General features: G+C 70.8%; 17 protein-coding genes and 1 tRNA gene. 13 read left to right on the top strand and 5 right to left on the bottom strand.

Annotation, left to right across the window (positions count from 1 at the left end; translation table 11 throughout):
• Nucleotides 1-65 precede the first annotated feature (65 nt).
• Nucleotides 66-1304 carry a CynX/NimT family MFS transporter gene (locus AB1046_RS13150; protein WP_369369755.1) on the bottom strand — a complete coding sequence of 413 codons (1239 nt, stop codon included), beginning with the start codon at nucleotides 1302-1304 and terminating at the stop codon, nucleotides 66-68.
• A 160-nt stretch (nucleotides 1305-1464) separates the two neighbouring features.
• On the opposite strand from AB1046_RS13150, the gene AB1046_RS13145 reads away from it, so the two are divergent.
• Complete coding sequence (locus AB1046_RS13145) at nucleotides 1465-1917, top strand: hypothetical protein (RefSeq protein ID WP_369369754.1); 453 nt, start codon at nucleotides 1465-1467, stop codon at nucleotides 1915-1917.
• 6 nt (nucleotides 1918-1923) lie between these two features.
• Here the strand turns inward: AB1046_RS13145 and AB1046_RS13140 are convergent, their stop codons facing one another.
• A complete protein-coding gene (locus AB1046_RS13140; protein ID WP_369369753.1) occupies nucleotides 1924-2427 on the bottom strand; it encodes a MarR family winged helix-turn-helix transcriptional regulator in 504 nt (167 codons plus the stop codon).
• 102 nt (nucleotides 2428-2529) lie between these two features.
• Here AB1046_RS13140 and AB1046_RS13135 point away from each other — a divergent pair, with 102 nt between their 5' ends.
• Nucleotides 2530-3573, top strand: coding sequence for a maleylacetate reductase (locus AB1046_RS13135; protein WP_369369752.1), 1044 nt, complete (start codon nucleotides 2530-2532; stop codon nucleotides 3571-3573).
• Between the two features lie 618 nt (nucleotides 3574-4191).
• Here the strand turns inward: AB1046_RS13135 and AB1046_RS13130 are convergent.
• A complete protein-coding gene (locus AB1046_RS13130) occupies nucleotides 4192-4794 on the bottom strand; it encodes a TetR/AcrR family transcriptional regulator (RefSeq protein WP_369369751.1) in 603 nt (200 codons plus the stop codon).
• Between the two features lie 219 nt (nucleotides 4795-5013).
• Between AB1046_RS13130 and AB1046_RS13125 the strand changes: the two genes are divergently transcribed.
• From AB1046_RS13125 to pth, 6 genes are all read left to right on the top strand, one after another.
• Nucleotides 5014-5088: transfer RNA gene (locus AB1046_RS13125), tRNA-Gln, on the top strand.
• Nucleotides 5089-5122: 34 nt separating this feature from the next.
• Nucleotides 5123-6757, top strand: coding sequence for a bifunctional UDP-N-acetylglucosamine diphosphorylase/glucosamine-1-phosphate N-acetyltransferase GlmU (glmU, locus tag AB1046_RS13120; protein ID WP_369369750.1), 1635 nt, complete (start codon nucleotides 5123-5125; stop codon nucleotides 6755-6757).
• Nucleotides 6757-7740 carry a ribose-phosphate diphosphokinase gene (locus AB1046_RS13115; protein ID WP_369369749.1) on the top strand — a complete coding sequence of 328 codons (984 nt, stop codon included), beginning with the start codon at nucleotides 6757-6759 and terminating at the stop codon, nucleotides 7738-7740. Before glmU ends, AB1046_RS13115 begins: the two co-directional genes overlap by 1 nt.
• A 109-nt stretch (nucleotides 7741-7849) precedes the next feature.
• Nucleotides 7850-9055, top strand: a complete 1206-nt coding sequence (locus tag AB1046_RS13110; protein WP_369369748.1) for a glycosyltransferase — start codon at nucleotides 7850-7852, stop codon at nucleotides 9053-9055.
• Nucleotides 9056-9258: 203 nt separating this feature from the next.
• Nucleotides 9259-9864 (top strand): 50S ribosomal protein L25/general stress protein Ctc, encoded by a 606-nt coding sequence (locus AB1046_RS13105; RefSeq protein WP_369369747.1) that lies wholly within the window; start codon nucleotides 9259-9261, stop codon nucleotides 9862-9864.
• 181 nt (nucleotides 9865-10045) lie between these two features.
• Complete coding sequence (gene pth / locus AB1046_RS13100; RefSeq protein WP_369369746.1) at nucleotides 10046-10651, top strand: aminoacyl-tRNA hydrolase; 606 nt, start codon at nucleotides 10046-10048, stop codon at nucleotides 10649-10651.
• A gap of 79 nt (nucleotides 10652-10730) precedes the next feature.
• Here pth and AB1046_RS13095 read toward each other — a convergent pair whose 3' ends face one another.
• Together AB1046_RS13095 and AB1046_RS13090 are read right to left on the bottom strand one after the other, a co-directional pair.
• Nucleotides 10731-12359, bottom strand: coding sequence for a Coagulation factor 5/8 type domain-containing protein (locus AB1046_RS13095; protein ID WP_369369745.1), 1629 nt, complete (start codon nucleotides 12357-12359; stop codon nucleotides 10731-10733).
• A 167-nt stretch (nucleotides 12360-12526) separates the two neighbouring features.
• Nucleotides 12527-13642, bottom strand: coding sequence for an acyltransferase family protein (locus AB1046_RS13090; RefSeq protein ID WP_369369743.1), 1116 nt, complete (start codon nucleotides 13640-13642; stop codon nucleotides 12527-12529).
• 157 nt (nucleotides 13643-13799) lie between these two features.
• On the opposite strand from AB1046_RS13090, the gene mfd reads away from it, so the two are divergent.
• The 5 genes from mfd to AB1046_RS13065 all read left to right on the top strand — a co-directional run bounded on the left by mfd (nucleotide 13800) and on the right by AB1046_RS13065 (nucleotide 20159).
• Entirely contained in the window at nucleotides 13800-17393 is a 3594-nt protein-coding gene (gene mfd, locus AB1046_RS13085) for a transcription-repair coupling factor (protein ID WP_369369742.1), read from the top strand.
• Nucleotides 17394-17511: 118 nt separating this feature from the next.
• The gene (locus AB1046_RS13080; RefSeq protein ID WP_369369741.1) at nucleotides 17512-18420 is read left to right on the top strand and encodes an ABC transporter substrate-binding protein; all 909 of its coding nucleotides are present in this window, start codon (nucleotides 17512-17514) and stop codon (nucleotides 18418-18420) included.
• Nucleotides 18421-18589: 169 nt separating this feature from the next.
• Nucleotides 18590-18892 (top strand): helix-turn-helix transcriptional regulator, encoded by a 303-nt coding sequence (locus tag AB1046_RS13075; protein ID WP_369369740.1) that lies wholly within the window; start codon nucleotides 18590-18592, stop codon nucleotides 18890-18892.
• Nucleotides 18893-18906: 14 nt separating this feature from the next.
• Nucleotides 18907-19836, top strand: a complete 930-nt coding sequence (locus AB1046_RS13070) for a type II toxin-antitoxin system HipA family toxin (protein WP_369369739.1) — start codon at nucleotides 18907-18909, stop codon at nucleotides 19834-19836.
• A complete protein-coding gene (locus AB1046_RS13065) occupies nucleotides 19812-20159 on the top strand; it encodes a HipA domain-containing protein (RefSeq protein WP_369369738.1) in 348 nt (115 codons plus the stop codon). Before AB1046_RS13070 ends, AB1046_RS13065 begins: the two co-directional genes overlap by 25 nt.
• The last annotated feature ends 3 nt before the right edge of the window (nucleotides 20160-20162 follow it).

Genomic DNA, 20162 nt, shown 5'->3' with positions numbered 1-20162 from the left:
TGGAAAGATAGGCAATGATCCTGCCATCTTTCAATGAGTATGGAAAAGTTCCTGTAGGCGCGGCCTCAGGGTCGCGCGCGGCCAGTGCGTCGCGTCGCGATCAGCTCCGCCGTCCCGAGCGTCAGGGTGGACCCGAGCAGCACCAGGATCGCCGCGTCCCAGCCGCCCGACGCCGCGTGCACCGCGCCGATCACAGCGGGCGCGGTGGCGGCGATCATGTAGCCGAACGCCTGCACGACGGCGACCGTCCGCCGGGTCTGGGCCACCGTGCGGCACTGCTGGGCGACGATCGTGAAGATCACCACGAAGTTCCCGCCCTGGGCGATCCCCGCGAGGCTCACCCACAGCAGCCACCACTGCGGCGCCAGCAGCAGGCCCCCGGGCAGAGCCACCCAGAGCAGGCAGGTGGTCACCGCGGCGGCGCGCATCGGTACCCGAGCGGCCAGCGCGAGCGGGACCAGCACGCTGCCCGCGATGGCCAGCCCCTGGAACGGGGCCGATGCGTTGCCCGCCGTGGTCACGGACACGCCCAGCAGGTCACGCAGGAGCTCCGGCAGCCAGCCCGTCACCGCGAAGTACGAGAACGACTGCCCCGCGAACGCCACCGTCAGTGCCCAGGTGAGCGGGCGGCGCAGCACGCCGTGCCACGTCTCGCCGGGCCGCTCGGCGGCTTGCTCCGACGGGTCGGGCAGGTGGGCCGCCCGGGTGGCCTGAGTCTTGGGCACGGGCCGACGGCGGGTGGTGACCAGCCAGACCACCAGGGCCACGACTGCCACGAGCGCCCACGAGGCGACGGCGCCCTGCCAGCCCAGCAGGGCCGCCAGCGGCGCCGTGAGGGACGTCGCGAAGACCGACCCGAGATTCATCGTCGACGAGTACAGGCCGGTCGCCAGCGCCGCCCGCGCCGGGAAGTCCCGCGCGATGATCACCGGGACCACCACGTTGCCCACGGTGATTGCCGCACCCAGCACCACGGTCCCCGTGAACGCCGCCACGACGCCGGGCGTTCCGGAGCCTGCCGACCGGATCAGGGTCCCGGCGATCACCCCCACGAGGGCGACGGTGACGGCGGCGTAGGGCCCGGCCCGGGCGATAAGGGCTGACGCCGCCGGTGCCACCACGCCGAAGCAGAGCGCGGGGATGCCCACGAGCAGCCCGGCCAGGGTCTGGTCGAGGCCGAGCCCGGCCGCGACGTCGGACATGACTGGCGGGAGCGATGTGATGGGGGTGCGCAGGTTCAGGGCAAAGACGAGGACCGCTACGAGGAGCGCGGAGCCGCCTGCCGCCGTGCGCGTGTTGCTCATGATGCCGTCATTGTGCGGGACGACGGCAGTTGGTCGCTCAGGGTGTTCATCGGATCAGCACAGGGTGTGGTGATCACCATCCCGGTTCCCCAGGAGGGATCGCGGCTTTCCCGTTAGATTGGGCGACCGACCAGCAGGTCCGGGACAACCGAGGTATCGAATGAACCAGCGACAGGCCTTCCTAGGGGTGGGAGTACTCGCCGGCGTGCTCATGCTGTCCGGGTGCACGATCAACTACGCGGAGCCCCAGTTCGTGGGCTCCTACGTGGGTGACGACGCCGCGACCTACGTCGCGCTCAGCGAGGACCGGACGTTCACCGCCGTCGGGATCCCGGACGAGGTGCTCGCCGGCGCGCTCACGGGCGCGGACGACGGCACCGTCGACCACGCGGTCGCCGGCGCGGTCAAGGCGGCTCGCGCCCCCGCCGAGCTCGAGGGCACCTGGAAGTACGTGTCGCGCTCGGCCGACCACGTCGAGCTGACCGTGACCGACGCCGACGGCATGCCCTCGGACCTGGGCGAGCTGCCGCTCTACGTCGCCGACGCGGACGACCTCTTCTTCCTGCCCGACCCGCTCGGCCGCGAGAAGGTAATGGTCACCCGCAGCAGCTGACCGGCCCTAGTCGTCGAACTGGGCGGTGACCGTGCGCAACAGGGCCGCGAGCTGCGGGCGCTCCGCGGGGGACAGCGCGGTCAGCACCTTGGCCTCGATGTCGAGCAGGTCGCTCATGGCGCCGTCGACCTGCGCCAGGCCGTCCGCGGAGAGCTGCACCAGGACACCACGGCGGTCGTCCGGGGAACGGTGCCGCTGTACGAACCCGCGCGACTCCAGCCGGTCGATCCGGTTGGTCATGGTGCCGCTGGTCACCAGGGTCTGCGTCACCAGCGTGCCGGGGGACAGCCGGTACGGCTCTCCGGCCCGGCGCAGCGCCGAGAGCACGTCGAACTCCCAGGTCTCCAGGCTGTGCCTGGCGAACGCGGTACGGCGCGCCAGGTCGAGGTGCCGGGCCAGGCGGGACACGCGGCTGAACACCGTCAGGGGTTCGAGCTCCAGGTCCGGGCGCACGTGGTGCCACGCGGCGACGATACGGTCGACCTCGTCGGCGGGACCTGTGTGCTCCATGGCGCGAGGCTACCGGATATCTCGACATCAAGAATCTCGATAAGGCCCCTGCAGGGGTGTGCCCATGGTCGGGGCGCCCCGGCGACCGTAGGCTCAGCCCCCGTGGGAACAGACATCAGGGTGCACCAGGTCTACGCCGGGCGAGTGCTGCACGGCCCCGGCGCGCGGACGCTCGTGCCGGACGAGATCGAACGGCTCGGGTCGCAGCGGGTCCTGGTGGTGGCGTCGCCGTCGTCGGCCCGGACTGCGCAGGAGCTGGCCGTGGCTTTGGGGGAGCGGCATGCCGCGACCTTCGGGCACCCGGCCCAGCACACCCCGGTCGAGGTGACCGCCGAGGCGCTCGACCTCGCCGGTCAGGTGCGGGCGGACGCGCTGGTCGCGATCGGGGGCGGATCGGCCATCGGGCTCTCGAAGGCGCTGGCGATCCGCACCGGCATGCCGCAGGTCGCGGTCCCCACCACCTATGCCGGCTCTGAGGCGACGCCCGTGCTCGGGGAGACCGCGGACGGCGTCAAGACAACACGGCGCGATCCTGCCCTCGCGCCGGGCACCGTCGTGTACGACCCGGAGCTCACGCTCTCGATGCCCCGCGGGCTCACGCTCACTTCTGCCCTCAACGCGCTGGCGCACGCCGTCGAGGCGCTGTGGGACACCGAGGCGAGCGCGGCGACCCGCGCGTACGCGGTGGAGTCCGCGGACGGCGTCCTGTCGGCGCTCCCCGTCGTGCTGGACCACCCGGCCGACGTCGTAGCGCGCGGCCGGCTCCAGGAGGCGGCCTGGCTGGCAGGCGCATGCCTGGCGCAGGCGCGGATGGGCCTGCACCACCAGCTCGCGCACGTGCTCGGCGGAACTTACGGACTGCCGCACGCGGAGCTGCACGCCCTGCTCCTGGCACACGTGATGCGCTTCAACCTGGTCGCGGCGCCCGACGCGGCAGCACGGCTGGCACGCGTCGCCTACGGCGACCCGGTGCTCGCGGTGTCCGCGCTCGCGGCACGACACGACGGCCCGACGACGCTCGGCGCGCTCGGTGTGCCCCGCACCGCACTGCGCGAGGTCGCGGAGCGCGTGGCGTCCGACCCCTACCCCAACCCCCGGCCGGTCACGGTCGACGCGGTGGAGAAGCTGCTGCTCGCGGCGTGGTGACGTCTCGGCGCACAGGGCCCGTTGGTTGCGGCTCGAAATAGCCGCCTACAGCTCTGGAATATGTCCGGTTTAGCGTGGTGTGCTGCTCGATTTCGGACCTAATATCACAGGGTGAAACTGGGCGCGCATTAAGGATGTATATCCGATTCCCGTTGCAGAGTCCGGGTCGTGTGCTTAATGTATGGAACGCGAACACTGTTCCGCTCGCAGGTGATCATCCTGTGATTCCCGTTTTATGGAAGGAATGGCTCCAATGACTCTCGTGGACATCGTCTCGGAATTGATTCACAACCTGGGCTGGACCGTCAAGGACATCCTCTGCCTCCTGGGTCTCTGACCAGGGAAGTAGCCGCCCGGCGCGTACCGTAGCGGTAGTTGTAGCATCCCCAGCTGAACGAGCACCCCTCGCGGGATTCCGCGAGGGGTGCTCGTTATTTAATTGGCTACGCATACATCTGTGCCTTGACGCAATTTGCGCTGCGCCGGCGCAGGTAAATGGGGGTGAAATCGGGAGTTTCCGACCTTGCCGGGGCATTTCGACGGCCGCTATTGACGTGCCGTCAATGAGCCGCCTTCGGCAGAACTGTCTTGGGGCCGGTGCGCGTCAGTGCGACAGCCTCAGCGCGACAGCTTGGTCAGCGCCGGCTTCTTCTCCATGTTGTGCAGCCCGTTCCACGCCAGGTTCACCAGGTGGGCCGCCACCTCTGTCTTCTTGGGGCTGCGCGCGTCCAGCCAGTACTGGCCGGTGAGCGCGATCATGCCGACCAGCATCTGCGCGTACAGCGGCGCGGTCTTCGTCTCGAGCCCGGCCGCCCTGAACTGGGCCTCCAGGATCGACTCGACCTGGGTGGCGACGTCGCCGATCAGGCTGGAGAACGTCCCGGTCGCCTGCGCGACGGGGGAGTCACGGACGAGGATGCGGAAACCGTCCTCGGACGACTCGATGTAGTCCAGGAGGGCCAATGCTGTGCGCTCCAGCAGCACCTTCGGGTGCCCGCCGGCGTCGAGGGCGCCGCTCAGGGCGGTGGTGAGTGCCTGCACCTCGCGGTCCACGACGACGGCGTAGATGCCCTCCTTGCCGCCGAAGTGCTCGTACACGACGGGCTTGGAGACCTCGGCGCGTGCCGCGATCTCCTCCACGCTCGTGCCCTCGAAGCCTTTCCCGGCGAACAGTCCGCGGCTGACCGAGAGCAGCTGCTCACGTCGCTGACTGGCCGTCATGCGAGGTCGGTGAGTACGTCGGTTTTCGGCGGCCATGGTGCTCATTGTGCCCGAGCGGCGGTTCGGGACGTGCTGCCACGGGCGACGGAGCGAACAGTGTGGCTGACGACTCGGCCGGTACGGCATGGGGCATCCCCCGGAACCTGGCAGACTGTTCACGGACGTGCGACGGTGGCACACGCCCGCTTCGGGTCACGACGGAGCCCTCCGCGCGCCCAATCCGCCTTGGTGTAATCGGCAGCACAGAGGTTTTTGGTGCCTTTAGTCCAGGTTCGAATCCTGGGGGCGGAGCCATCCGGATCTGACGAACCCACCGATCGGAGCACTCGTGACCGAGACACCTCAGCCGGCAGCAGTCATCGTTCTTGCCGCCGGCCAGGGCACCCGCATGAAGTCCGCGCTACCGAAGATCCTGCATCCGCTCGGCGGCAAGCCGATGGTCGGGCACGCGCTGGCTGCCGCTCGTGAGCTCGAGCCGGCGCAGGTTGCCGTAGTGGTCCGGCACGAGCGTGAGCTGGTCGCGGAGGCCGTCGGGCAGCTCGACGCCGGCGCGATCCTCGTGGACCAGGACGACATCCCCGGCACGGGCCGCGCGGTGCAGTGCGCCCTGGTGGCGCTGGACGCCAAGGCCCAGGCCGCGGTGGCAGCCGCGGGTGTCGCCGACGGCGAGGTCGTGGGCGACGGCGTCGAGGGTTCGGTCGTCGTGGTGGCCGGTGACGTCCCGCTGCTCGACGGCGCGACGCTCGGCCAGCTCCTCGCGGCCCACCACGCCGACGGCAACGCCGTCACGATCCTCACGACCGAGGTCGCCGACGCGACGGGCTACGGCCGGATCGTCCGCGAGAAGGACACGGGCGACGTCCTTCAGATCGTGGAGCACAAGGACGCGAGCCCGGATCAGCTCGAGATCCACGAGATCAACTCCTCGGTCTACGTGTTCGACGCCGCGACCCTGCGCCGCGGCCTCGGCGGCCTGGACAGCCGGAACGCGCAGGGCGAGGTCTACCTGACCGACGTCGTCGGGTTCGCCCGCGCCGAGGGCCTGCACGTGCGGGCGCTGCTCGCCGACGACCCGATGCTGGTCGAGGGGGTCAACGACCGGGTGGCCCTCTCCGTCCTGGGCCGCGAGATGAACCGCAGGATCGTCGAGGAGTGGCAGCGCGCGGGGGTCACCGTCCAGGACCCGGCCACCACGTGGATCGACGTCGACGTCGAGCTCGCCCCCGACGTCACGCTCCTGCCGAACACGCAGCTCAAGGGGGCCACCATCGTCGCCACGGGCGCCACGATCGGCCCGGACACCACGTTGACCGACGTCGAGGTGGGTGTGGGCGCGACGGTGATCCGCACCCACGGGTCGCTCGCGGTCATCGGCGAGGACGCGTCCGTCGGACCGTTCGCCTACCTGCGTCCCGGCACCAACCTGGGCCGCAAGGGCAAGATCGGAACGTTCGTTGAGACCAAGAACGCCGAGATCGGCGAGGGCAGCAAGGTGCCGCACCTCTCCTACGTGGGTGACGCCACGATCGGCGAGCACACCAACATCGGTGCGGCGTCGGTGACCGTGAACTACGACGGTGTGCACAAGCACCGCACGGTGATCGGCTCGCACGCGCGCACCGGCGCGGACAACATGTTCGTCGCCCCCGTCACGGTGGGCGACGGCGCCTACACCGCCGCCGGGTCCGTGATCCGGCGCGACGTGCCCGCGGGCGCCCTCGGCGTCACCGCCGGGCAGCAGCGCAACATCGACGGCTGGGTCGCCCGGCGTCGGCCGGGGACGGCCGCGGCCGACGCGGCTGCGAGGACCCAGCGCGGAGTGCTCGGCGACCAGGCGCAGCGACAGCTCGCCCAGCAGAATGCGGCGGGTGCCTCCGTGTCCCCGCAGGCCGCGGCCGACCAGGCCGAGCCGGCCGACCAGGCCCCGGTTGCCGGGGCCGAAAAGGAAGGAAAGACCCACTGATGACCAGCATCGTTCCCGGCCCGAACCGCCATCCGCTCGTCCTCGCATCGGGACGCGCACACCCCGAGCTGGCGACGAACGTCGCGAAGGAGCTGGGCATCGACCTGCTCGGTGTGACCGCGTACGACTTCGCGAACAGCGAGACCTACGTGCGCTTCAGCGAGTCGGTGCGCGGCATGGACCTGTTCCTGCTGCAGTCGCACACCATGCCGGTCAACCAGTGGATCATGGAGCAGCTGCTCATGGTCGACGCCGCCAAGCGCGCCTCGGCGCACTCCGTCACCGTCGTCGCGCCGTTCTTCGGCTACGCGCGGCAGGACAAGAAGGGCCGCGGCCGCGAGCCGATCTCGGCCCGCCTGGTGGCCGACCTGTTCAAGACGGCGGGCGCGGACCGCCTGATGAGCGTCGACCTGCACACCGCGCAGATCCAGGGCTTCTTCGATGGGCCGGTGGACCACCTGTGGGCGTTGCCGATCCTCATCGACTATGTGCGTACCCGCGTCGACGTCGACAACGTCACCGTCGTCTCGCCCGACGCCGGCCGCATCCGGGTCGCCGAGATCTGGGCCTCCAAGCTGGGCGGCGGCCCGCTGGCGTTCGTGCACAAGACGCGCGACGTCACGCGACCCAACCAGTCCGTCGCCAACCGCGTGGTGGGCGACGTCGAGGGCCGGGACTGCGTGCTGGTGGACGACCTCATCGACACCGGCGGCACCATCGCCGAGGCGGTCAAGGTGATCATGGCCGCGGGCGCCAAGTCGGTCACCGTCGCGGCGACGCACGGAGTGCTCTCCGGTCCGGCCAAGCAGCGGCTCATGGACTGCGGGGCGCGCGAGGTCGTCGTCACCGACACCCTGCCGATCGACGAAGACCGTCGGTTCGACACCCTCAAGGTGCTCTCTATCGCACCGCTGATCGCGTCTGCGATCAACGAGGTCCACTCCGACGGGTCGGTGACCTCGCTCTTCGAGGGCAACTCGTGATCTGAGAGACTCTCCTCGCTGAGTTCGAGCCCGTCGTTTATCCCGGGCGAAACTTGACTCGGACGCGGTCAACGGAGGACCGTGTCTTGACATCGATCTGGGAGGGTCAGTGGCCGTCACCGTCGTGGTCCCGACGTTCAACGAGGGACCTAACGTACGGGCGCTCACCGAGCGGCTGTGCGCCGCGTTCGGAGTGCTGCCCGACGGCGGTCGCGCCTCCGGCGTCGAGCACGGTCCCGAGGGCGGCCCGGCACCCGTAGGTGCCCCCGACCTGGCCGAGATCCTCTTTGTCGACGACTCGACCGACGACACCCCGGACCGGATCCGCGAGGTCGCGGCCACCGCGCCCGTCCCGGTGCGGCTGATGCACCGCGAGGAGCGGAAGGACGGGCTGAGCGGCGCCGTCGTGGCCGGGCTGCGGACGGTGCGCACCGAGTGGGCGGTCGTCATGGACGGCGACCTGCAGCATCCGCCGGAGCTGGTGCCCGCGCTCGTGACACGTGGGCGCGAGTCGGGCTTCGACATCGTCGTCGCCTCCCGGTACACCGGCGACGGCGACGCCGGCGGCCTGGACGGCTGGTGGCGGCACGGCGTCTCGATCGCCTCGGCGCTGCTGGCGCGGTCGATGTTCCCGGTGCGGCTGCGCAACGTGACGGACCCGCTCACCGGGTTCTTCGCCACCCGGGTCGACCGGCTGGACCTCGACGCGCTGCACCCGCGGGGCTTCAAGATCCTGCTCGAGCTCCTGGCCCGCAACACCCTGGTCGTGGGCGAGGAGCCGTTCGTGTTCGGCGAGCGGTACGCCGGGCACTCCAAGGCGACCTTCAAGACCGGGCTGCGCTACCTGGAGCAGCTCGCGGCGCTGCGGTTCGGGCGGATGTCGCGGTTCGCGATCATCGGCGGCTTCGGTGCGGTGCTCAACATCGTCATCCTGTGGCTGCTCACCGTGCTGAGCGTGCACTACGTGGTGGGTGCGGTGATCTCTGCCGCCGTGACGATCCTGATCAACTTCCTGCTGCAGGAGCGGTTCGTGTTCCGCGACCTGCGGAACGAGGGGCGCGGTGCCTGGTCGCGGTTCGCGCACTCGTTCGCGTTCAACGGCACCGAGGCGGCGATCCGCCTGCCCGTGCTGTGGTGGCTGGTCGAGTACACGGGCATGTGGCCGGTGCTGGTGCAGGCCGTCACGCTCGTCGTCGCGTTCCTCCTGCGGTTCGTCTTCCATGTCCAAGTGGTCTACAAGCCGCGTCGCACGCAGCCGGCGATCGGCGTCACACCGCCAGTCGGTGCGGACCGGGCCGACGAGCGGGTACAGTAGCCAGGTTGCCTCGGCGAGGGACGCCTGACGGCCGCGGCGGGAGATGATCCCGCAAGCACTCGGCCGGCGTCCGTGATCGACTGGGCGGCCGTCGGTGGCCCTGGATGGAGCTCCTCCACGTGGCCGCTCCGCGTCCGTCACGTGTCCCGCGCCGACGCAGCCGCCCATCGAGTTGCACACAGACCTTCCAGGAGTGAATTGCCATGGCCGAGATCAAGCTCGCCGCTGAGTCCCGTACCGAGTTCGGCAAGGGTGCCGCCCGCCGCATCCGCCGCGAGAGCAAGATCCCCGCCGTCCTTTACGGGCACGGCGGCGAACCGGTGCATGTCACGCTGCCGGGCCACGCGACCATGCTGGCGCTGCGCCAGACCAACGTGCTGCTGAACATCGACCTGGACGGCAAGGGCCAGCTGGCCGTCGCCAAGGACGTCCAGCGCGACCCGGTCCGCAACGTCATCGAGCACATCGACCTGCAGGTCGTGCGCGCCGGCGAGAAGATCACCGTCGACATCACCGTGAACATCGTGGGCGAGTCGGCCCCCGGCACCATCCACCTCGTCGAGGAGCAGACTCTGTCGGTCGAGGCCGAGGCCACGCACCTGCCCGAGTCCGTCGAGGTCTCCATCGAGGGCCTCGAGACCGGCGCGCAGATCCACGCCGGCGACGTCACCCTCCCGGAGGGCTCGACGCTGCTCACCGACCCGCAGGCCGTCGTTGTGCTCGTCACCGAGCCGCGCGGCGAGGCGAGCGACGACGACGAGTCGGCGGCGTCCGCCGAGTCGCCGGCCGAGGCTTCCTCGGAGGGCTGAGCCTCCCGGCGCCCCAAGGGCGTCCTGGCGTGAGCCGGAGCACACCGGGCCGAGGTGGAACCTGCGGACGCCCGCACGAGAAGATCGTGCGTGGCGCCGGGTTCTGCCTCGGCCCGGCCGCTTTCCGCGTGCAGGTCTCTGCTGCCGCGCAAGGTCTCCGTCGTCCTGAAAGGAACGTGACATGAGCGACCGGCCCTGGCTCGTCGTCGGGCTCGGCAACCCCGGTCCCAAGTACGCCGGCAACCGGCACAACGTGGGCCAGATGGTGCTGGACCTGCTCGCCGAGCGCACCGGCGCGCGGTTCTCCAAGCACCCGCGCGCGCAGGCCGTCGTCGCCGAGGCGCGCCTCGGCGTGCTGCCCGGCGGGGCGCCGGGCCCGCGCGTGATCCTCGCCAAGCCGACCACCTACATGAACACCTCCGGTGGCCCGGTCAGCGCGCTCGCGAAGTACTACGACGTCGAGCCCGACCAGGTGGTCATGGTGCACGACGAGGTGGACATCCCCTTCGACACGATCAAGCTCAAGATCGGCGGGGGCGAGGGCGGCCACAACGGGCTGCGCGACACCACCAAGGCGCTCGGGACCAAGGACTACCACCGGGTGCGCGTCGGCGTCGGCCGCCCACCCGGCCGGATGGACACGGCGGACTACGTGCTGCGCGACTTCGCCGGGACCGAGAAGAAGGACCTGCCGATCCTGGTCGACGACGCCGCCGACGCCGTCGAGCTGCTGGTGACGGAGGGCCTGCTGGCCGCCCAGGGCAAGTACCACGTAGCCAAGGCCTGATGCTCGCGGTGGCCCGGCCTGTCGAGACCCAGCTCTCGACAGGCCCGGCCACCGGAGCTGCTCACCCGGCGGACGCGGCTCAGTGCGCCTCCGCCCCCGCCCACGTCGTCAGGTAGCTCTCCGGGCCGCGGGCCAGGTCGTCGATGAGGTCCTGGCCGCCCACGAGGCGCAGGTCCTCGACGAAGTCGGGCACCAGCCCGTAGTGCGGAACACCGTCCACGTTGATGTCCCAGGTGCGTTCGCCGGTCGTCTGCCGGTCGAGCAGCGTCCCGCCGTCGAACGACCGGAACGGGTAGGTGACTCCGGTTCCCGCGGCGTCGTCCCGGGGCGGCGGCGTGCCGCCGAACCCGTTCATGTCGAAGCCGAACCCGATCCCGGCGCCGTACTGGTCGCGTACCGGCGCGGTGCGGTTGTACTCCGCGACGAACTCCTCGGCGGCGTGCCCGTAGATGGTCGCGAACCCACCGAGCGCGTAGAGCCGGTCGAGGTACCTCTCGTCCATCCAGGAGTGCGTCGACAGGACGCCGGGGTAGTCCTCCGCCTCGAGGATGTCGAGGGTCTGGTCGGCGGCCTTCGCGCTCATGTGGTCGATCTCGACCATCATGCCGCGCTCGACCAGACCGCGGACGGCGTAGGCGCCGAGACTGCTCAGCCCCTTCGTGTTGCAGAGGGTCCCGGGCGGGTAGAGGGGGAGCACGGGCGGCAGGTCGTCCTCCAGCGCGGGCGGGAGCTCGCCGTTGCCCGGGTTGTTGTCGTGCGGCTGGTCCGCGGGGCAGGAGCGTGCGTCCCACCAGGTGCCGGTGGAGAGGAACTGGCCGGCGTTGATGATGGTGCCCATGCTCCCGGCGTCGAACCGCACGCCGCACAGCGCGTTGTCGAACTTGTGGCACAGGTACATCGAGCGCACGCCCAGGTCGTAGAGCTCGTCGAGGCCCGCGTCGATGTCGGCGCGCGAGCAGTGCGGGATCCGCAGGGTCTGCTTGCAGCCGAACGGCTCCGACGTCTCGACGCCGAGCACGACGGCGAGCTTGCCCTCCTCGATCACCTGCCGCGCCTGCTCGCTGGTGGTGACGATCCGGAACCAGCCGCGGCCCGGCCCGCCGTACTGCGCGTCGACGTAGGCCTGCAGGTCGTAGGTGTCCTGCGCCTGGAGCCGGATCGCCGTCATCTCGTCGCAGCTCTGGTAGGTGCCCGGGTTGATGGAGCACAGCAGGCCGTTGGTGACCAGATCGTTGACGAGCACCCGCTGTCCGCCGCGCCAGGCCCGCTCCACCCAGCGGTAGTACATCTGCTGGTGGGTGAGCGAGTCGTAGGCGGGCCAGTCCGTGAAGGTGGGCCAGCCCGTGGTGTCGTGCGTGCCGAACGGCGAGCCGTTCCGGGTCAGGTTCTCCAGCAGGGCGCCGGCGCCGTCCGGCTCGTGCGACGGGCAGTCCTGCAGCGCGGCCGCGACGCCGTCCGCCGAGAAGACCTTGCCGCAGACGGCGGCGCCGCCCATGCCGTCCTGCATGAACATGTGGCTGTGCGCGTCGATGAGCCCGTACACCGTCCCGTCGGGCCGGGTGCCGGTGAAGGGCGTGCCGGTGGCGTTGACCTCGGACTCCGGGCTGGGGAGCACGGGCTCGGCCAGGGCGGCGGGCTGTTGCCCGGCGGTGTCAATGGCGGACGCCGGGGTCACCAGCGTCGTCGCGGTGAGGCAGGTGACCGCCACCGCGGTAACAAGAACGGTCGTTCGTCGGATGCGTCGCAGGCGTTGCACATGACCTCCCGCTGGGCCAGGGCGAGGCCGCGGCTCCGCCGGTCGCTACGGCGTCGTTGCCGTTGCTGACTGCGACACAGTAACAGTCCAGGTCACGCAAAGGGTAGATGTCGGTCACGTTAAGGTTTGGCGCCCGACAGCCATCTCGGCGGCGCGAACAGCCAGCGTGCCCCGATCCGCGGGGCCAGGGCACCCAGCCCCAGCCCGACGGCGATCGCCGCCGCCCAGAGCGCCACCGGCAGCCACTGCGACTGCGGCGCCGGGATCCAGATCGCGTTGCTGTACAGCAGGAAGAGCAGCCCGAGCACCACGGAGGTGTGGGTGACGAACACGGGCAGGGTCCGCGAGCCGATCCACTCCAGCCCGAGTGACCTGGGCAGATACCGGGCGCCGGGCACCCGGGACGCGAGCACGCTCACCGCCACCCCGGCCGGCACACCAGCGATGTTGGCCAGCAGATAGAGCCCGGGGACGTCGGAGAAGCCGAGCTGCCGCACCCCGACCTGGATCCCGAGCCAGACAGCGACGGCGCCCACCGCCCACAGCCAGCCGATCCCGTGGGCGACCCGCTCGGCGAACCGTTCGAGCAGCGGGCGCAGGTGCAGCCCGCCGAGGAAGAACACCACGAACTGCGCGGTGCCCCGCCAAGCGATGCTCTCCGGTTCCCAGCCGGCCAGCGCCCACGCGCTCACGGCCGCGGCGAGCACCAGCTGGATCGGCGCAGGTACCCGTCGTAGCGCCCGCGCGATCACGAAGAACGCCGCCAGCGTCCAGATGAACCACAGCTCGGAGCGGGGGACCAGCAGCGACCAGGCGAGGTGGTGGGCCACGGTGCCCCAGTCGGCGTCGGCCACCTGGTAGTAGCCCGTGAGCAGGCGGACCACGAGGGAGATCGGCTCCCACAGGACGAACACCCAGGCGAAGAAGAGCAGCTTGCCGCGGGCCAGGCGGGACCACGGCACCGTGACCCACTTCGCGGCGAACATGCCGGACACGGCGAAGAACAGGGGCATCCGCAGGCTGCGCAGCGTCTCGTTGACCTCCCGCAGCACGCTCACGTCGTAGCCGGTCGACGCCGTCCAGTTGGTCGCGTGGTAGAGCACGACGAGTGAGATGGCGAGACCGCGGGCGGCGTCGGGCCAGGCGAGGCGCACGGGGGCGTGCCGGTCGACGACGGCGTCGCGCCCCCGTGCCGCCGCACCTGCGTGTCGCGGGGATCCGGAAGGGGTGAACATCGCCGGTCATCGTACGTGCAGCGGCGGACATCGGAAACGAATCCTTACGCTGTCGGTGGCCCGGAGTAGCCTGGGACGAGCCCCCCACAGAGCGACCCCTCACCGGGTCGTGCCCGTGATGGGCCCGTCGTCGTGCGCCCTCGAAGGACTTGCCTCCATGAACCTCACTGGTCTGCTCCCCACCCTCCTGCGTGATCCCGGCGCCTCCGCCGCGATGGAACACGTGCGCACCCGCGGGTTCGTGGACGTGGTGGGGCCGGCGGGCGTGCGCCCGCCGTTGCTGGTGGCCGCCGCCGAGCGGCGCCCGCTCGTGGTGGTCACCGCGACGGGCCGTGAGGCGGACGACCTGGCCACGAGCCTGCGCGGCTACCTGCCGGAGGACCGGGCCGACGACGTAGCGGTGCTGCCCGCCTGGGAGACGCTGCCGCACGAGCGGCTCAGCCCGCGCGCGGACACGGTGGCCAAGCGTCTCGCGGTGTTCCGCCGGCTGGCTCACCCGGCGCAGGGGCACGGGCAGGCGGGCGCGATCCGCCTCCTGGTGATGCCGGTCCGGGCGCTGCTGCAGCCCGTCATCGACGGCCTGGGGGAGCTGGAACCGGTCCAGCTGGAGATCGGCGCCACGGCAGACCTGACCGACGTCGCCGAGCGGCTCACCGCCGCCGCGTACACCCGCGTCGACATGGTCGAGCGGCGCGGCGAGTTCGCCGTGCGCGGCGGGATCCTCGACATCTTCCCGCCCACGGAGGACCACCCGCTGCGGTGCGAGTTCTGGGGCGACGAGATCACGGAGATCCGCTGGTTCTCCGTCGCCGACCAGCGCAGCCTGGAGATCGCGGAGCGTGGGCTCTGGGCTCCGCCGTGCCGCGAGATCCTGCTGACCGACGCCGTCCGGGCGCGCGCCGCGGACCTGGTCCAGACCCTGCCGGGCGCGGTCGAGATGCTCGACAAGCTCGCCGCGGGTGTCGCCGTCGAGGGTATGGAGTCGCTCGCGCCGGTGCTCGTGGACCGCATGCTCCCCGTCCTGGAGCTTGTACCCGAGGATGCGCTGCTCGTGATCGACGAGCCGGAGCGCGTGCGGCGTCGTGCGCACGACCTCGTCGCGACCACCGACGAGTTCCTCGCCGCCGCGTGGGCGGGCGCGGTAGCCGGCGGCGCGACGCCGATCGACCTGTCCGCCGCGTCCTTCGCCACGTTCGCCGAGGTGCGCGAGATCGCCGCCCGGCGCGGCCTCGGCTGGTGGACCCTGTCGGCCTTCACGCAGGACCTGGAGCTCGCCGACGACGACCTGGCCGCCGGGGGTGACGAGTCGGTGTTCACCATCGGCGCGCGGGACGTCGAGTCGTACCGCGGCGACCTCGCGCGCGCCCTGGACGACGTGCACGGCCTGCAGGTCGCGAGCTGGCGGCTCGTGCTGACCACCGAGGGCCACGGCCCGGCGAAGCGCATGACGGAACAACTCTCGGCGGCGGGCACCGCCGCCCGGCTCTCGGTCTCGCTGGAGGAGGAGCCGGAGCCCGGCGTCGTGCAGGTCCTGGCGGGTGGGGCGGGCAAGGGGTTCGTGGCGCCCGAGCTCAAGCTCGCCGTCTTCTCCGAGCAGGACCTGACCGGGCGGGCCGGCTCGGGCACACGCGACATGCGCAAGATGCCCAGCCGCCGCCGGAACGTCGTGGACCCGCTCCAGCTCAAGGCCGGCGACTTCGTGGTGCACGAGCAGCACGGTGTCGGCCGGTTCGTCGAGATGGCCCAGCGCACCATGGGCACCGCCGGCAACCGGGCCACCCGCGAGTACCTCGTCATCGAGTACGCGAGCAGCAAGCGCGGCCAGCCCGGCGACCGGCTGTTCGTGCCCACCGACCAGCTCGACCAGGTCACCAAGTACACCGGCGGGGAGTCGCCGTCGCTGTCCAAGATGGGTGGCTCCGACTGGAAGAACACCAAGGCGAAGGCCCGCAAGCACGTCCGGGAGATCGCCAGTGAGCTGATCAAGCTCTACAGCGCCCGGATGGCGACGCAGGGCCACGCCTACGGCCCCGACACCCCGTGGCAGCGCGAGCTGGAGGACGCCTTCGCGTACGTCGAGACGCCGGACCAGCTCGCGACCATCGACGAGGTCAAGGCCGACATGGAGAAGTCGGTGCCGATGGACCGCCTGGTGTGCGGCGACGTCGGGTACGGCAAGACGGAGATCGCCATCCGGGCCGCGTTCAAGGCGGTGCAGGACGGCAAGCAGGTGGCGATCCTGGTCCCCACCACGCTGCTGGTGCAGCAGCACTTCGAGACCTTCTCCGAGCGGTACACCGGGTTCCCCGTCACCGTGCGGGCGCTCAGCCGCTTCCAGTCGGCCAAGGAGTCCGAGGAGACGCTCGCCGGGCTCAAGGACGGCACGGTCGACGTCGTCATCGGCACTCACCGCCTCATCACCGGTTCCGTCGTCTTCAAGGACCTGGGCCTGGTGGTCATCGACGAGGAGCAGCGCTTCGGCGTCGAGCACAAGGAGACGCTCAAGCAGCTGCGCACCAACGTCGACGTGCTGGCCATGTCCGCCACGCCGATCCCGCGCACGCTCGAGATGGCGGTCACCGGCATCCGCGAGATGTCCACCCTGGCCACGCCCCCGGAGGAGCGGCACCCGGTGCTCACCTACGTGGGCGCCTTCGAGGAGAAGCAGATCGCCGCTGCGCTGCGGCGGGAGCTGCTGCGCGAGGGCCAGGTCTTCTACGTGCACAACAAGGTCGAGACCATCCAGCGCACCGCCTCCCGGCTGAACGAGCTGGTGCCCGAGGCCCGCATCGGCGTCGCCCACGGCAAGATGAGCGAGCACCAGCTCGACCAGGTCATCCGCGGCTTCTGGGAGAAGGAGCTCGACGTCCTGGTGTGCACCACGATCATCGAGACCGGCCTGGACATCTCCAACGCCAACACCCTGATCCTGGAGCGCTCCGACATGCTGGGCCTGTCCCAGCTGCACCAGCTCCGCGGGCGGGTCGGCCGCGGACGCGAGCGGGCGTACGCGTACTTCCTCTACCCGCCGGAGAAGCCGCTCACCGAGACGGCGCACGACCGGCTGGCCACCATGGCCGCCCACACCGACCTCGGCGCGGGCATGCAGATCGCCATGAAGGACCTCGAGATCCGCGGGGCGGGCAACCTGCTCGGCGGCGAGCAGTCCGGCCACATCGCCGGCGTCGGGTTCGACCTCTACGTGCGCATGGTCGGCGAGGCCGTCTCCGCCTTCCGCGGGGACGCCGAGGAGGAGACGCCCGAGGTCACCATCGAGCTGCCCGTCGACGCCCACCTGCCCGAGTCCTACATCGCCACGGAGCGGCTGCGGCTGGAGGCGTACAAGAAGATCGCCACCGCGCACGACGCCGCGGCGCTCGACGAGGTGCGTGCGGAGCTCACCGACCGCTACGGCGCACTGCCCGAGGTCGCCGGCGCGCTGTTCGACGTCGCCGCATTCCGCAACCACGCCCGCCGCGCGGAGCTCACGGACATCACCGCTCAGGGCAAGTACATCCGGTTCGCCCCGATGAACCTCCCCGAGTCGGCGCAGCTGCGGCTCAAGCGGCTCTATCCCGGGACCATCCTCAAGCCCGCCATCCGGGCGGTCCTCGTGCCGTTCCCCACCACCGCGCGGATCGGCGGGCGGCCGCTGCGCGGCACCGAGGTGCTGGAGTGGGCGCGCGGCCTCATCGATGCGGTGATTCTGGCGGACGTTGGTGCGGCGGCTAAGGTCGGCACCACTGCCTGACCGCGGCGGCGCCGCGGTGGGCATAGGTGAAACTCGAATTCACGGCAACTGTCGGGGACCGTATAGGCTCCACCCGCGTAACCCGCTCATCTTGTCTTTTTTGTGTGGAGGACCCCGCATGGCTCTCGGACACCGCGCGCGTGCGGTCATCGGCTCGATCGCGGCAGCGTCCGCGCTCGGAGCGCTGATGGCTGGCTGCTCGATCGACTCGCCGCAGGCGGCTGAGGGCGCAACGCCCGAGGTCGAGGCGCAGGCCGAGCTACGCGCCCTGCTCCCCGGCGAGCTACGGGGGGAGGCCACGCGGATCACCGTCGGCACCGAGTCGGGCTACCCGCCCTTCGAGTACACGAACGAGGCCGGCCGCATCGTCGGCTTCGAGATCGACCTGTTCGATGCCGCCTCGGACCGGCTCGGCCTGAAGTACACGTTCCACGACACGCTGTTCGACTCTCTGCTGGGCGAGCTGTACGCGAACAACGTCGACGTGATCGCCGCGGCGATGTCGGACACCGCTGAGCGCCAGGTGGACTACGACTTCGTGGACTACTACAACGACAGCGACGCGATCATGGTCCCGGCCGGCAACCCCGGCGGGATCACGACCCTTGCGGACCTCTGCGGTCTTACGGTGGCCGTGCTGACCGGATCGACCCAGGACGAGGCGCTCGCCGGGCTGAACGTTGCGGAGTGCCAGGCCGCGCCGGTCGAGGTGCTCCGGTTCGACACCGATGCCGACGCGCTCGCGCAGGTCCAGGAGGGCAACGCGGACGCCGAGCTCACCCAGTGGTCCACCGGCGCCTACAACGCGAGGCAGGTCGGCTCGGGCGACGTCTTCGAGGTGGCGAACGCAGAGGTCATCAACCCGTCGCCGCTGGGCTTCGTGTTCCTGAAGGGCGACGTCGAGCTGGTGCGGGCCTACCAGGCCGCCCTGCAGAGCCTGATCGACGACGGCACCTACGCCGACATCCTCGCGCAGCACGAGCTCTCGGCGGGAGCGCTGGAACGGGCCACGATCAACGGCCAGTGACGTACAGCTGACCCACGCGCACAACGGGCCGTCCCACATCGTGGGGCGGCCCGTTCTGCATGTCCGGAGCCCCGCCCGGGGCCGTCCAGGCGTAGTCCCGAGAAATAGCGGTCAGCCTAGTGACCGTTACGAGGCTCGTCGGTTAACCTGGTAACCGAAAGGAGCCATCATGGCCAGAACATCCCTCCGTACCCAGCGCGACCTCGCCTCACTCGGTGACCACCTCCGCGCCTGGCGCAAGATCCACGGCCTCACGGCCCAGCTCGTCGCCGACCGTGCGGGCATCACCCGCACCACGCTGCGCGCCATCGAGACGGGCACCGGAACGGTCAGCCTCGAGAACACGTTCGCTGTGCTGCGTGTGCTCGGCGTGGCCGATGCCATCGTCGGCGCGAGCGACCCGCTCACCACCGAGATGGGCCGGTTCCACGCGGAACGGGCCCTGCCGCAGCGTGTACGAGTGACCAGCTGAGGAAGTGAGCACCGTTGTCGATACATGTCGAGGTCGAGCTGCCCGGCGGGGGCCAGACCCGCGCCGGTGACCTCGACATGCACCTCAACCGGGGCGGTGCCCTGGTGGGCTGCACGTTCCGCTATGCCGCTGCGTACCTGCGCGACCCGCGCGCGTACGCCCTGTGCCCCGAGCTGCCGCTGACGCCGGGGAACATTCCCTCGGGCAGCGACCGGCCGCTGTTCGGTGTCCTCGCGGACTGCCAGCCCGACCAGTGGGGCCGCACCCTGCTGTTCAACGCGGAGCGCCGCGCCGCCCGCGCGGAGGGCCGGGGGTTCATGACGCTGACCGAGGTGGACTTCCTGCTCGGTGTGCAGGACGAGACCCGCCTGGGCGCGCTGCGCTTCTCCCTCGACGAGGGCAAGACGTTCATGGGGCCGCCGCGCGCCGAGGTCCCCGACCTGGTGGACCTGCCGTCGCTGACCGACGCCGCGGACGCCGTCGCGCAGCACCGGGAGACCGATCACGACGTGCGCCTCCTCGTCGCGGCCGGGACCTCGATGGGCGGCGCGCGCCCGAAGGTGACCGTGAAGGACCCAGCGGGCGACCTGTGGATGGCGAAGCTGCCCGAGAGCAGCGACCGGTGGGACGTCCAGGCCTGGGAGTACCTGACGCTCCGGCTGGCCTCGAACGCCGGCATCGAGGTGCCCGTGGCGCGGCTGCACCGGATCGGCCCGTCCCGGTCGATCCTGCTGACGCGCCGCTTCGACCGGCGGCCGGACGGCGGCCGGATCGGCTTCCTGTCGGCCGACAGCCTTACGCAGAAGGCGTTCTTCGAGGTCATCGACTATCGGACGCTCGCCGAGACGCTGGCGGACCACTCGGCAGGCCCGCCACCGACGGGCACGACCTGTTCCGCCGCGTCGCGTTCACCCTGCTCGTGCGCAACGTGGACGACCACATGAAGAACCACGGGTTCCTGCGCCGCGCGGACGGCTGGTCGCTGTCGCCGCTGTTCGACGTGAACCCCAACCCGTTCGCCGTTGCGGAGTCGACGCCGCTGCGCCCGGGCGGTACCCGCATCGACCGGGACGTGCGGACACTGCTGGCCACGGCGGACTCCTACGGCCTGAGGCAGGACGACGCCCGGCGGGTGCTCGCCGAGGTGGCGGCAGCGACGTCGGGCTGGACCCGCATCGCCCGGGACATGAGCCTGCCGCCCGAAGAGATAGCGCTGATGGCGGAGGCGTTCGAGAACCCGAACCACGCCGAGGCTCAGGCCGCCTGAGCC

Source organism: Promicromonospora sp. Populi (genome assembly GCF_041081105.1).
GTDB lineage: Bacteria > Actinomycetota > Actinomycetes > Actinomycetales > Cellulomonadaceae > Promicromonospora.
The sequence above is the reverse complement of the archived record's forward strand: the minus strand, read 5'-3'. Positions and strand labels throughout refer to the sequence as shown.